The sequence below is a fragment of the Roseovarius sp. B08 genome, from assembly GCF_051417955.1.
Classification (GTDB): Bacteria; Pseudomonadota; Alphaproteobacteria; order Rhodobacterales; family Rhodobacteraceae; genus Roseovarius.
Genome location: NZ_JBPRLW010000001.1, coordinates 2,453,575 through 2,466,314, shown reverse-complemented (window position 1 = coordinate 2,466,314; position 12,740 = coordinate 2,453,575). Strand labels below are relative to the sequence as shown.

Annotated in this window: 11 protein-coding genes and 1 tRNA gene; 8 read left to right on the top strand and 4 right to left on the bottom strand. The window is 61.7% G+C overall.

What is annotated here, in order from left to right; translation table 11 throughout:
* Positions 1 to 248: 248 nt before the first annotated feature.
* From ACSQ76_RS12575 to ACSQ76_RS12560, 4 genes are all read left to right on the top strand, one after another.
* Entirely contained in the window at positions 249 to 2,177 is a 1,929-nt protein-coding gene (locus ACSQ76_RS12575) for a site-specific integrase (protein ID WP_437156841.1), read from the top strand.
* A 1-nt stretch (position 2,178) separates the two neighbouring features.
* Positions 2,179 to 3,561, top strand: coding sequence for a hypothetical protein (locus ACSQ76_RS12570; RefSeq protein WP_437156840.1), 1,383 nt, complete (start codon positions 2,179 to 2,181; stop codon positions 3,559 to 3,561).
* 397 nt (positions 3,562 to 3,958) lie between these two features.
* Positions 3,959 to 4,360 (top strand): hypothetical protein, encoded by a 402-nt coding sequence (locus tag ACSQ76_RS12565; RefSeq protein WP_437156839.1) that lies wholly within the window; start codon positions 3,959 to 3,961, stop codon positions 4,358 to 4,360.
* On the top strand, positions 4,360 to 4,734 hold the full coding sequence (locus ACSQ76_RS12560) for a hypothetical protein (protein WP_437156838.1): 375 nt from the start codon (positions 4,360 to 4,362) through the stop codon (positions 4,732 to 4,734). The genes ACSQ76_RS12565 and ACSQ76_RS12560 overlap by 1 nt, the downstream gene beginning before the upstream one ends.
* Positions 4,735 to 5,109: 375 nt before the next feature.
* Here the strand turns inward: ACSQ76_RS12560 and ACSQ76_RS12555 are convergent, their stop codons facing one another.
* Positions 5,110 to 5,808: a hypothetical protein gene (locus ACSQ76_RS12555; protein ID WP_437158200.1), complete on the bottom strand. Its 699-nt coding sequence runs from the start codon at positions 5,806 to 5,808 to the stop codon at positions 5,110 to 5,112.
* Between the two features lie 146 nt (positions 5,809 to 5,954).
* Between ACSQ76_RS12555 and ACSQ76_RS12550 the strand changes: the two genes are divergently transcribed.
* Together ACSQ76_RS12550 and ACSQ76_RS12545 are read left to right on the top strand one after the other, a co-directional pair.
* Positions 5,955 to 7,064: a cyclic GMP-AMP synthase DncV-like nucleotidyltransferase gene (locus ACSQ76_RS12550; protein WP_437156837.1), complete on the top strand. Its 1,110-nt coding sequence runs from the start codon at positions 5,955 to 5,957 to the stop codon at positions 7,062 to 7,064.
* Between the two features lie 448 nt (positions 7,065 to 7,512).
* Positions 7,513 to 7,722, top strand: a complete 210-nt coding sequence (locus tag ACSQ76_RS12545) for an SEC-C metal-binding domain-containing protein (protein WP_437158199.1) — start codon at positions 7,513 to 7,515, stop codon at positions 7,720 to 7,722.
* Between the two features lie 195 nt (positions 7,723 to 7,917).
* Here ACSQ76_RS12545 and ACSQ76_RS12540 read toward each other — a convergent pair whose 3' ends face one another.
* The gene (locus ACSQ76_RS12540; RefSeq protein ID WP_437156836.1) at positions 7,918 to 9,750 is read right to left on the bottom strand and encodes a hypothetical protein; all 1,833 of its coding nucleotides are present in this window, start codon (positions 9,748 to 9,750) and stop codon (positions 7,918 to 7,920) included.
* An 11-nt stretch (positions 9,751 to 9,761) separates the two neighbouring features.
* Between ACSQ76_RS12540 and ACSQ76_RS12535 the strand changes: the two genes are divergently transcribed.
* Complete coding sequence (locus ACSQ76_RS12535) at positions 9,762 to 10,136, top strand: hypothetical protein (RefSeq protein WP_437156835.1); 375 nt, start codon at positions 9,762 to 9,764, stop codon at positions 10,134 to 10,136.
* 200 nt (positions 10,137 to 10,336) lie between these two features.
* Here ACSQ76_RS12535 and ACSQ76_RS12530 read toward each other — a convergent pair.
* Positions 10,337 to 10,411: transfer RNA gene (locus ACSQ76_RS12530), tRNA-Asn, on the bottom strand.
* A gap of 70 nt (positions 10,412 to 10,481) precedes the next feature.
* Entirely contained in the window at positions 10,482 to 11,384 is a 903-nt protein-coding gene (locus ACSQ76_RS12525; RefSeq protein WP_437156834.1) for an MBL fold metallo-hydrolase, read from the bottom strand.
* Positions 11,385 to 11,430: 46 nt separating this feature from the next.
* Here ACSQ76_RS12525 and ACSQ76_RS12520 point away from each other — a divergent pair, with 46 nt between their 5' ends.
* Positions 11,431 to 12,735 (top strand): ATP-binding protein, encoded by a 1,305-nt coding sequence (locus ACSQ76_RS12520; protein WP_437156833.1) that lies wholly within the window; start codon positions 11,431 to 11,433, stop codon positions 12,733 to 12,735.
* Positions 12,736 to 12,740: the final 5 nt, after the last annotated feature.

The following is a 12,740-nucleotide window of genomic DNA, read 5'->3' as shown; positions in this document are numbered from 1 at the left end:
ACAGATGCCATAGGCATCATCCCGACACGAGCGGGAGGATGCTTCGCGTCGCACATCCGCCCCCGAACATAAATCGGCGTTATGCTTGGGGGCGATCCTGCTAAACGCGGTAAAATCACGACAGCCTGTGCGAAGCGACCCACTGGGCGCGATCTCCTGAAGGGACCGAATGAGGTCCATGGCCCGGTCCGCACGAGCCGCCTTTCCTTGTGAAGCCGGCCCGAGCGGCCCCGAAACTGGAGATTGAAATGATGACTCATGACAGAACACAAACCAAATCCGCAGGCGCAAAGTTCTCGGATCTTCTTGCCTGGGCGAAGACCTCCGGCGAGAGCCGGGATACAATCTACGAGATCGAGAAGGTCCCGGCGCGCCTCGAGATTACGGCCGAGGAATTGGACCTGATCCCGGCCGACCTCAATTATTTCGAGAAGGTGATCGCGGTCTCGGCTTATGGCGCAGTATCGCGGTCCAAAGACCTCGAGAAATCCCGCAACCGCGGAAATTCCCGCATCCGCGGCGCTTTGGGGCGATTCCTCGCAGAACACGGGCATGAGACCCCGGACGCAGCTGTCCGCACGAGCTATGACAAGGCGATCCAGTTCATTATCGAAAATGAGGGTTTCATTGACAACGGGACCCTCTTCACCTCCGGAACTCACCAGCCGTTCCTGCTGGTGCGGGCGCGCGCCCGGATCGGCTTGCCGGAGCTCGACCAGGCGGAATTTGATCGGCTTTGGCACGATGCGACACCGGATGGTCGGAAGTCCCTGCGGAAATTCACCCGGCGCATTGCCATGCTCCGGCGGGGTCACAACCGCTGGCCGCAGCTTTCCAACCTGTTGCCGCGGCACGACTTCGTCGTGCCGGTGTCGGCGGAACGTGCGAGGCGCATCGAGTGGATGTCACTGCCGGCATCGTTTCGGTCGGATGCCGAGGAGGTGTTCCAGCAGACATTGCGTCAGCCCACAGACCTCAAGAAATGGGCAAAGGAGCAATTGCGCCTCGGTCGGTCAGCCAGCGACATCGATGCGGAGATCGCAGCTCGGATAGGCAACAAGAAAAAGAAGCTGCCAAAAAACACGAAAAACGCACTGGCTGGTTATCGACAGGCCACGACGTGGCTGCTTCGCGAGAGCTACTCGCCTGAAACCGGGTTCGCAGGGCTGGAAACGTTGCGTGATCTCTTCACTACCGACGCGTTGGACGCGGCCTGTCATGCGCAGATCGAACGTTCCAAGGCAGCGGTAGCTCTGAAAGACGCCGACAAGAGTTCGACGCTCTGGTCGCGCTTCACCAATCTCACGACGATTGCACGTCACGGGCTGCGGGACCCCGAAATCCTGGCGCGGATCGGTCTCGTACGCATGTTTCATGCAGATTACGTGCTGTCACCTATAGAGATGACCGAAGATGCTGAAGCGATTTGCGATCGCTTGCGAAGATCACCCCATCTCGCGGCGGCGTTCGTGAATGCGCCCGCGCGCCTTGGCGACCGGTCCCGAATGGAAATAGAGGCAGCGACGACCGCTTTCACGAAGGAGCGCGCGCTGCGGCTCTCGGCTTGCGCCGCGGCCTATGCAGTGCAGGTCAGCCGGGCGTTGCGGCCCGCCAACCTGTTCATGATCCGGCGCAGGGCAACGCAGGGCTGTCCGAGGAGCCTGACCTGGATCGTAGACCAGCAGCACGCAGAGATCCGGTTTTCCGGGGGCGAGGTCAAGAACGGTCAGACCTTGATCGTGAACGTGCATGGGGACGATGCCCGCATTCTCTGGGAGTGGGACCGGGTTCACCGGCCTGCGTACATGAAGCTCCGCGGCATCGAGGCATCGCCGTACCTGTTTCCCGGGACCGCCGCGCCGCGATTGCGCAAATCTGCACTGAACCTGCCGACGGGGTGCATGTCCGTCGCGTCGATCTTGGAACTGTGGGATCTTGGTGACCGGCAGCTGGGGCTGGGTCTCACCCCGCATCAATGCCGCCACGCGCTCGCGACGCTGATGCTCGCCGTCCGGCCGGGCGATTTCGCGACCGTGGCCTCGGTTCTGGCAAACACCGAACAAGTCGCGAAGCGACATTACGGAAAGGACAGTGGCGAAGCCGCGGCCGTGGCCGTGCGCGAGTCCTTGTTGGCGCACCATCCCGACATCTTCGCCCGTATGAAAAGGAGGGCCTGATATGAGAGGCAATCTCAATATGATCCTGAAGGACGCGCCGGCGGCCGTTCGGCGCGAGATGATCGAGGATGCGCCCAACCTCGCGCCGGGCGCGGCCCATGTCATGGGGCGCTTCTGGACCGAGGTTTGCGCGCATAGAGGTAATCTGTCGATGCCTCCCGCGGAAGCGTACCGCGCCGCCGCGGGTTCGGAGTCGACCTTTCGGTGTCTCCTGCGGGCGCTTGGGAAATACGCTCCACATGTCTCGACCGCACCGGCAAGGGCTGTCAGCGATGAATGGTATGCCCGACGGCCGAAACCGACCGCAAAGCCCAAGAAGACAATGGAGGTGTCTTCCAGAGCGACATGGCCCAATTCGTGGCGGCGGATGAAACCGACGCTCGAGGCCGCGCCGATCGGTTGCAGTAGCCGAACGCGCTACCTGGCCAGCATCGATCGCTGCGCGGCCGTCGTCGCGGAGGGACTGGCGTCTGACACGCATGGCTTCGTTGCCGCGTGCGAGTTGGCGGAGGCCTTTCTGTTTCATCCCGACACGTCTCGACGCGTGAAAGCCGTTACGGCGGCCAACTACATTGAAGGGCTGATTGCCCTTGGCGCGAGTGGCAACGTTGCAGAGGCAAGCCTGACGGCGATGCGGGTCATAACGCAAGATCTCCGGGATCAGGCCGAACTCTGCGAGAAGAACAAGCATGAGAGGCTTTCCGGTCTCATGGAGCGCGGAGGCTATGGTCATGTCGCGGACAGGATCGGAGAGCTCAGAAATCGCGCCAATGATTTGCCGTCACACTCTGCGGCCTGGCGCCGTTGCATGCAACAAATCGTCGTCTGCGCCGTCATTCTCAACAAGCCGCCGCGGAAAGGTGATCTGGTGTCCTGGCGTCTTGGGTATGAGATTGTCCGGGACGTCGACGGGACTTGGCGCGCGGAATGGGAGCAGGAAAAGACTGGGCGCGCGACGGAAACCGGCGCGCTCTGGCCCGAGATCTGCGAGATCCTCGATGAGTGGATACTCGATGGGCGTCCCGATCGACTGATCCACGTGCGCTACCAAGAGCTATTGGGCAAGAACTGGCTTACCTTTGAAGACCGCGCTCCATATCGCAATCTTCCAACAGAGCTGACCAAGGCCGCGATCGGCGTCCCATCGCATGATCTGAGGACACTCGCAGCGGACTACATACGCCGTCATGATCCTGGGCGTGCGGCCGATATCATTGCGACGCATCTTGGACACGGGACCCGGAAAGCCGGCGAAGCCTATCGGGCGGAGTGCGACGGGGCGGGCGCTCAGGCGATCTGGGCCGAGACGAGGAAAATCATCGCAACACAGTCAGGCCCGCGTGCCAGGCGAAAGACGCCGCAGATGTGTTCTGCGAACGGGTGAGCAAGTCGTCATCGAGGTCAACGGCGTGAGAGCTGTTCTCGGATCGGGCCAGCTACGATCGACGGGTTGTGCGATCCAATCGTGCGGCAGCTCATCGAGAATGACGTTGTCGCGCAGGAGCAGTGCACCGCAATGAACGCGGACATGTCTTGCACAACGGCCTGGCGCGCTGTCCTCAATCGCAACCCAGTCGCGGTCCGGCGCGCGCCCCTCGGATGAGGGCGCGCCGGCCGGCGCCTGGGGGCTTTGAAGGCCTCGAACCAGTTGTGAATGAAGCGTCAGATGAGCTTCGAGAGTAAAGAGGGCAGAACAAACGACCGATTACGTCCAACTTCGCAGCGGGGATACCTGACGCGGCCCATTTCGGGTTCGCGCATCACAGAGAGTGAGTATCCCAATGAAACACGAACCGAATATCGACTCCCTGCTGCGGAATACGAAGATTGCCTGCGCCTTCAGGAACTGGCTTCGCAAAGACGGCGACAGCCTCGTCGCCGCGGCCGAATTACTCGGCGGTCAGCAATGGGCGCGGCGCGCCAGCGCCGTCGTCACCTGCGCTCGGAATGGCGGCGATCTGCAGACCCGCCGGCGGGACATTGCACGACTTGCACGGCTCTTGCGCCTTGAGCTCGTCGACGATCTCTCACGACCCGAAGCCGCCCGTTTTGCCGCTCTCCATCCCGACGATCCTCGGGCCACCAAGGCCATGTACTGTGCCGAGGCGGTCTCACGCGGTGGTCGGGCGCTCGAAGCGCTCTGGCTTGCAGGGCTTCCCGGTCGCGGTCCGGAGGTGGTCTGATGGAGTCAGAACAAGAATTCCGCCTCAGGACGGCGCGTCTCCAAGCGGAGCTGGCGGCACAATGGCTGCACCTGATCCGCTTCGCCGCTTATCCCGGCGCGCCCACTTTCTCGCCGTGCATGTGTCACTACCACGCCCTGCTCGATCCAAAGGCCAGCGACCCCTCGCGGCTGGAGTCTTGTCGCGCCATGCTGAGCGTCGTCCGGCAGCGTCTTCCGATCGAAGAGCTTGAAGGCCTCGCGCAATATAAGGCCGAGCGACCGAAGGATCCGTATGGCAACGCGTGGAAAACGACGCGCTCTGGCGCGGAACTTTGGATGATCGCACATCTTTTCGAGATTGCGATCGCAGGGTTTGAGGAAGGCGTTGCATAGGTCAGAGGCTGGGGCCGCCCTCGGGCGGCCCCAGCCTGCATATTTTGGCGTCACGTCTGGACTGCCACGAGAACTCCAAGCCTGGGTCTCAGCTCAAGTCTTCGCGCAGACAAGCACGGTGTCGCGTCGTCAGATCGTGTGCGCCGTGTGTGGGGATACGCAGAAATTTTCCCCATTATCCACAAAAGAAGCACAAGCGCGACGGACTCGGGCACGAACGCTTAACAGGATTTAATCCCATTCTCTGCAAGGTTTCGCCTTTCGTCGCGAATGTGAAGGCCATTCGAAGGTAGGGGGAAACTGGACATTCGTTGCATGTTCAACGAACGGCTGATTTAGTTTGCGCCCGCCGACTGCTCAAAACGCAAGGTCCCACTATTTCTCGAGGATTGGCTTGTGCTCTTGCGCATAGAGCTGGAGCGACTTTTCGCGGCTCCCCTTCGCTGTCACCTTTGTAAGCCCCAGGATGCCAGCTGTGTTACGTCCAGTCCGCCAGGCGCGCCTCGTCCAGTAGGTCCCTTCTGCACGGTGATAGTCCTCGGCTACCAGTTCGAGGTCCGCGGCGCCGAGGTGCGCCTCCTCGTCGGTGATCGCGTGGTTTGGTGTCTGCTGCCGGTAAACATATGACAGATGTATCCGCCCGGTATGCTGGTTCCTCCACGGCTTCGCGGTGATCGAAAAGGACTCTCCGTTGGTGGAACTCAAGCCAGCTCTAACCTGCAATTTGAAGAGTGAGTTAGTGAACCTCACCGCCATGGCGTCCTGTTGCTCCGGCAGGTCGTGGAGCTCCTGCTCCGTCGTCCTGTCGTCGGATTGCGCCGCCTCGACTAACCTGTTGATGGTCGGCCAGTTGGAACGCGTGCTACCCACCCAAACTCCGTTCAGATCGGGGAACCAGTCGTTCAGCTTCGGGATCCAGCGCCACAGGATGCGCCAGGGTGCCCAATAGCCGGTCGGACCAAAGAAGCTGCCGAGGATGAGCAGCACCCCGAGAGGCAGATAGCGAACGACATATCGATCCGGTATCGGCACCCCGGTAAATCGCTGCACTTCGTCGGCGTAGACGGCGAGCATCGTGACCAAAGTGAGGCCTCCCCCGATCCATTTCCAAGGCAGTAGTGGATACACGATTCGTTCTCCGATTCGAAATTTGGTTTTGGCCCTTGAACGGTTGAGTCGTACACCCCACATCTAACCCCACGAAAGAACGAGGGCGCAAGATGTATGATTTCTCGAAGCGAATTTCCAAGTTCCATCAAGACCACGTTAGACTGACGAACGGCCAGCGGGCCGATATGCGGCGTCGGCGCGAAACCAATCTTGAACGCATCGAGAATGGGCTGGAAGAGACCAACAAACCATCCATTGCCGAGACAATCAATCAGGGTGGTTACGCGCAGAAGACAATGACGCAGCCTCCTGAGAACGACGAGGAGAGCCGCTACGACATTGATCTTGGTGTTGCCTTCGAAGAGGACGATGCCGCCGGGCCGAGGACGACCCGTAACTGGGTCAGGGACGCCATCGCCCGCATGGCGACCAATCTCAAGAACGACCCGGACACAAAGAAAAAGTGCGTTCGCGTCGTATACGCGGACGGGTATCAGTGCGACTTCCCCGTCTTTCGCCGTAAATGGTCCGAGGTGGGTTGGAAGTACGAACTGTCGTCCGGCGACGAATGGGTCGGTTCTGATCCTGCCGCGATGAACAAGTGGATTGAGACGACGGTTTCGGTAAAGAGCCCGGAGACGTCGGGAAGCTACCAGCTTCGTCGGATCATCCGGCTGGGCAAGTTCTTTTCGAAGACCCATTCAAGCCGGCTGAACCGGAAATTCCCCGGTGGCCTTGTCGCCACTGCCCTGTTCATCGAAGCTTACATCTCTGCGGAAGGCCGTGACGACGAAGCCTTCCGGAAGACGCTGCGGGCGCTGTCCAACCGGTCCAAGTATTCGCCGGTTTACGCCAACGGCATCCAAGTCTCTGACGACAAGGACACCGACCGGATCGGGCGTCTGATCGATCTGGCGAAAGAGTCGGTCAAGGAGCTCGACAAGCTCGACGCCGAAGACGCGACGGAGACTGATGCCAATAAGGCCTGGAAGTCTGTCTTCCGCCACAACTTCTTCGAAGAAGAGACCAAGGAAGCGGTGAACAATGCTTCTGCACCCTTGGAGAAGAAAAGCGCGCTCGGGGCAGCGGGACTGGCCGCGCCGTTCTTGGCCTCGCAGGCTGCGGCAGCCCTGCCGGACAGCGAAAAGCATTCGCGGATGGAAGCGGCAGTGAGCGCCCGGCAAGAAAGCGGGAGTGGCGGCAAACCTTGGTCGAAGTGACGATTTCGGACAATTTCTATACTGAGGTCCAGCAAGCGGTAGCCAAACATCAACCAGAGCTATCCGTTGCGAGGACAGACCGCCTGATAATTGTTGAGGGGCAGTTCTTGGTCTACGGTGCCGATGGGCCGACAGACACCCGCAATGGCGTGTTTGACTCCTACCAGATCAAGGCAGGGGTTACCGCGAACTTTCCTGAAGAAGAGCCAGTGGTTTTCGAAGAAGGCGACCGTATTCCCCGGACCGCTGACCGTCACGTTTTTCCAAAAGACGGAAATTGTTGTTTGGGTGTCTGGGAGGAGTGGCTCTTAACCGCCCCGGATCACCGTTTCGCGGCCTTCCTCACTGGACCGATGCACGATTACTTTGTCAGCCAGACGTACTACGAGGCCCACGGTGCGTGGCCTTTCGGTGAAAGGTCGCACGGAAAGCTCGGTGTCTTAGAAGCATACGGGGATATTCTGGGGCTTCCCCAGACGAAAAGACCATCGCTGATTACCTGCGGCTACTCTCGCGGCAGACAATCAAAGGCCATTCAATATGTCCATGCGGGAGCGGGCGCCGCCTCCGTAAATGCCACGAGGACGACCTCGAAAACCTACGCCGAATGATACCGCCCGTCATTGCCAAGAGAATGCATCGCACAATTGTCCCATGAAAAAATCTTGACAGTCTACTAAATCCTGTCGCCGAGCTGTTGGCTGACTTTCACATTGCACGGAACGAAAGTCAGCTGTGGGCCGGAAGCGGTCCTGAGTGACCCAGCCCCGGTCTTCTGCATTGCTTGGTGGATAGGACACATAATTTGCGCGTCCTTATACTGTGGCCGCTGCGCAGAGCGGTGAGAATGCTCCTATCCGACAACCCGCAATCCCCGACCCCGGGCAAGCGCATTGGTGCTGGCGGAGGGCTCGTCGAAGGGCCGCCGGATCATGGAGATGTCGACCACGACGGATTCCATCCGTTTGGCGAGTTTCTCGATCTTGAGATTCTGGCCGTAGGACCGGTCACCCTCGTCTGTGTATGTGTGCCCCATGAGGCGGCAGCGAATGGCATCCGATTTGTCATCTCCGAGAAGATCATGGTGGAAGGTCGTGCGCAGGGCATGGAAATCCAGACCCGGCCAATAGCAGTCGTTGGTTCGACGATAATACCCGAAACTCTTCGAGAAATTCGCCGAGAATGTGCCTTTCTGCTTGCCGCGATTGAGGAACGGGAAGAGGCGGATGTGTCCCTCTTTCTTGCGCAACGCGACCAGTTTCAACAACCCGAGCTCGACCAATTGCGGGTGCACCGGCAGCGTCCGGGCGCTGCTGAGCGTCTTCACGCCGTTGATGATGGTGTGACGAATGCGCAGGTAGGGGATACCCTTGTCTGTGCCGAAGTCCTCGGGACCAAGCTGAAGGATCTCCTCCATCCGCATGCCCTGGTGTCGTGCGATCAGCGGTGCCCAGAAGAGAGGATCGCCAATATCGTCAAGCGGCTCCTGGAACTTCGGAGATCCCCAGAGGTCGTTGATCCGGTCGTCCCAGGCTTCCCGCCTGCGCTGGCCTTCGGAACTTTTGAGCTCATTCTCCTCGTCGTTGGTCCAGTTGCAGATCGTGAAGGGGTCATAATCAATGAGCTGCATGTCCCAAAGCATCTCGCCGATGGCGCGCAACACGCGCCCATGCTTGATGAAGGTGGTCACCGAGATCCGCTGTCGATGGCCTTTGAGACGCATCTTGTCGATCTCCTCGGCCCCGGCGCCACGAGCTTCGGCGGCCGCGATGTCCTTGTCGAGCTGGGCCTCCGCGGCGTCAGCTTTCTCGATCTTTTCGACGAGGTTGTATTTGCCGCGGTCCTTCGCGGACCGCCCGTGATTGGCCGGGACGTCCCAAAAACGTTCAAGCGCATCGTTGAGCTCGCCGACACTGATCTCGTCCACGGGTTCATCCCCGATCACGGATGGCCAGAAATCGAGGGCAAGGCGAAGTTTGCCGCGGTGGTCCTCGTTGAGACGTTCCTCGACGGTCGCGCTTTTCAGTTTTTCCGGAATCCTCTTGCGCTTCTGGTCCTGCGAGAATGGCGCACGGTATCCCCAGCTCAAGAGCTCGAAATAGAGCTTGATGGCCTCGACCAGCGTGATGCCGCGCTGCTTTTCAAGGGCCGCCCGCGATTCCTCGGACAGCAGGCTGCGATCGACCAGAATGCGTGGCGGACGCGCAATGATCCGGGCCTGCTGCCAGGCGCGTTCGTCGTAGCCCTCCGGGCATTCGAGGCCGGACGGCACCACGATCGGCGTCAGGAAGGTGGTGTTGTTGAGCGCCCCGCCGATTTGAGGGGACGATTCCGCCTCCTGAACGGGCTCTTCCTGCGTCGTTGGAGGCGTTGTCGCATGCTCTTCAGGTGCGACCGCCGCAGCACTGATCACCGGCGCGGCAGGCGGAGATGCCGGCGCAGGATCGGTCAGGGCGAAACTCGCCGGAGCAACGGGCGACGCTGTTTGCGCCGGGCTTGGCGCCGCATCGCGGCCACCGGCCGTCTCGACGGCACGACGGAAGAATATGGATGGCTGGTCGTAGAGGCCCTGTTGGCGGCGTGCGCGCTCCAGGCTGACATCAAGCAGCACTTTGGTGGCCTCGTAGGCAAGGGCGGTCCAGCCGTCATCGGCCTCGTCGAGATCGAGCCCGAGATGGGTGGCCACATGGCGCAGGGGTGCCGGGCCACGTCCCGATCCCCGAGATAGAGGGCCTGACGCAGGGTCGCCTGAAGCGTTTCCTCGCGCCGAAGATCGATCGCGGCGGCCTCCGGGCTGCGGGGCGCGGCCACGGCGCGCATACGCTCGAAGGCCTCGATCTCGAAGCGAGCGAGGCTTTCCAGCATCCTGACCTGAATTTCGGGCGCAATCGCCATCATCGTCTCCGCGTCTGCGGCGAAGACCAGGTCGCTCATCTCGGTGAGGCGGCGGGCCAGGATCTTCGCGTCGCGGAGGACATGTCTACGAAGGGAAAAGCACAAAAAAACTTTTTTCGGCCTGATCGCGATTTCTTTGTCCGGCCGGTCGGAGAGGGCGTGGCCCCGGTCCCGTAGGGACCGGGGTAGGCGTCTGCGCCAGTAGTAGCCGGCGCGGCGGATTTCGAGGTGGGGCGGCAAGCTCCGATTCCGGGGCATGAAAATGCCCTCCTGTGCACACGTTGTGCACCGCCGGGTGCACCTGAATGTGCACCTCGTCGTCGAGCTCCGAGTCCGGATCTCGGAAAACCAATGTTTTCAAGGGCTTGCGGGATTATTGGCTCCGGCGGTAGGGATCGAACCTACGACCAATTGATTAACAGTCAACTGCTCTACCGCTGAGCTACGCCGGAATACCGGGGGCGGATATAGCAACCTCGTCTGGCGGCGTCCAGAGGGATTGTGACAAATTTTTCTGCACCGTCAGATTAATGCGAACCGCGAGGAGGCGGTCAGTTTTCCATCCGGCGCAACCAAACTTCTTCCATGAAGATCAATGAGATGTGACAGGACGTTGCGGGCCGCCGCTGGCAGTAGCGCCGCTGGCGTGTCGGTATAGATGCGTCGCGCCAGCGTCTGCGCGTCCGCCGGGCCGTCGCGCAGCGCTTCCAATATCGCCGTCTCGCGTCCCACCCGGTGCGCGATCAGCCAATCAAGCCGCCCCATCGGGTCGGTGATCGGTGCGCCGTGGCCCGAATGGAACACCTTCGCCCCGCGCGCCCTCAACCGTCGGCAGGAGGCCATGAAATCCGTCAGGTCCCCGTCGGGCGGCGCCACCAGCGAGCTGGCCCAGCCCATCACGAGGTCGCCGCAAAACACCGTGTCGCCCATGGCAAATGCCAAGTGGTTGCCCAGGTGCCCCGGCGTCCAGAGCGCTTCCAGCGCCCATCCCTCCGCTTCGATCACCGTACCGTCGCGCAACGTGACGTCCGGCGCAAACCCGGCCTCCACGCCTTCGCCGGCATCCTCGAGCCCGGCGGCAGCCAGCCGCGTCATGATCGCGCTGCGCCCCGATCCCGACGGCCCGAAGGCATGCACCTGCGCCCCTGTCTCGCGCGCCAGCCGAGGCGCCAGCGGGGAATGATCCACATGGCTGTGCGTGACCAGCACGTGGCTCACCCTTTGCCCCGCCTCGAGCGCCCCGAGTATGGCCGCCAAATGCGCCGCATCGTCGGGGCCGGGGTCGATCACGGCGATGTCCGTGTGGCCCACCAGATAGGTGTTCGTTCCCCAGAACGTCATCGGCGAGGGGTTGTCGGCCAGCACCCGTCGCAGGCCGGGAGCCAGGTCCTCGGCGATGCCGGGGGTAGGGCGGTCGTCATTCATCTGCTTGGCTCTTTCCGATCGGGATCGTCGCGGATAGGTTTAGCCCATGTCGTTTCGCTGGCTCAAACCCTATATGCCCCGGTCGCTTTACGGCCGCGCCATCGCGATCCTGCTGCTGCCGGTCATCACCCTGATGCTGGTGGTCTCGATCGTCTTCGTGCAGCGGCATTTCGAAGGCGTGACCAAGCAGATGACCCGCACCGCCAGCCGCGAGGTCGAGGTGCTGCTCGACGCCGGCCTTCCGCCGTCCGAAATCGGCGATTCGCGACTGGCGCGAAACCTGCGCATCTCTGTCGAGGAATTGCCTCTCGACGCGCTGCCCGCCGGCGACAGCCGCCGCTGGTACGACTTCACCGGCGGCTACGTCATCGCCGAGTTCAACCGCCTCCTGCCCATGCTGCATGCACTGGAACTGCCCGATGACCAGGTCGTGCATCTTTATTTCGCCTTGCAGGAAGAGGGTCTGCGCATGACCTTCGACCGGCGCCGCGTGTCGGCCTCCAACCCGCACCAGCTCCTGGTCTACATGTTCTTCTTCGCCGCGTTGATGACCGTGATCGCCTATTTCTACCTGCGCAACCAACTGCGCCCGATCACGCGTCTGGCCAGCGCGGCGCAGGCGTTCGGTCGTGGCCGCCACGTCGATTACTGGCCGTCCGGTTCGACCGAGGTTCGCGCGGCGGGGGCCGCCTTCATCGATATGCGCGCCCGGATCGAGCGGCAGATCGAGCAGCGCACGCTCATGCTCTCGGGCGTCAGCCACGACCTGCGCACGCCGATCACCCGGCTGAAACTGGCGCTCTCCATGCTCGACGCCGAGGATCGAGAGCCGTTGGAACAGGACGTGGCCGACATGGAGCGCCTGATCAACGAGTTCCTCGATTTCGCCCGCGGCGCGCAGGAAGCCGCGCCCGAATCCACCGATCCGCAGGCGCTGGTCGCCCGGATCGTCGAGGATTTCCAGCGCGGCGGAAAATCCGTGCAGCTTGGCCCCTGCGAAGGGAAGGGCGAGGTACTGCTGCGCCCCGGCGGCGTCCGCCGCGCTATCGAGAACCTGCTCGGCAACGCGGTGCGCTATGGCACAAGGGCAGAGATTTCGGTCCTGATGACCGACCGTGCCCTGCGCATCCGCATCGAGGATGACGGCCCCGGCATCCCGCAGGCACAGCGCGAAGAGGCGCTCAAACCCTTCGCTCGGCTGGACGAGGCCCGCAACCAGAACCTCGGCACCGGGGTGGGGCTGGGCCTGGCCATCGCGATGGATATCGCCCGCGCCCATGGCGGCACATTGCGCCTGGGTCAGAGCGACCGGCTGGGCGGGCTGCAGGTCGATTTCGTGATCGGCCGCTGACAGAC

Coding starts and splice junctions, on each gene's coding strand:
- ACSQ76_RS12570 (WP_437156840.1), top strand. CDS start 2,179: ATGAGAGGCAATCTCAATATGATCCTGAAGGACGCGCCGGCGGCCGTT.
- ACSQ76_RS12575 (WP_437156841.1), top strand. CDS start 249: ATGATGACTCATGACAGAACACAAACCAAATCCGCAGGCGCAAAGTTC.
- ACSQ76_RS12550 (WP_437156837.1), top strand. CDS start 5,955: ATGTATGATTTCTCGAAGCGAATTTCCAAGTTCCATCAAGACCACGTT.
- ACSQ76_RS12525 (WP_437156834.1), bottom strand. CDS start 11,384: ATGAATGACGACCGCCCTACCCCCGGCATCGCCGAGGACCTGGCTCCC.
- ACSQ76_RS12520 (WP_437156833.1), top strand. CDS start 11,431: ATGTCGTTTCGCTGGCTCAAACCCTATATGCCCCGGTCGCTTTACGGC.
- ACSQ76_RS12555 (WP_437158200.1), bottom strand. CDS start 5,808: ATGCTCGCCGTCTACGCCGACGAAGTGCAGCGATTTACCGGGGTGCCG.
- ACSQ76_RS12565 (WP_437156839.1), top strand. CDS start 3,959: ATGAAACACGAACCGAATATCGACTCCCTGCTGCGGAATACGAAGATT.
- ACSQ76_RS12560 (WP_437156838.1), top strand. CDS start 4,360: ATGGAGTCAGAACAAGAATTCCGCCTCAGGACGGCGCGTCTCCAAGCG.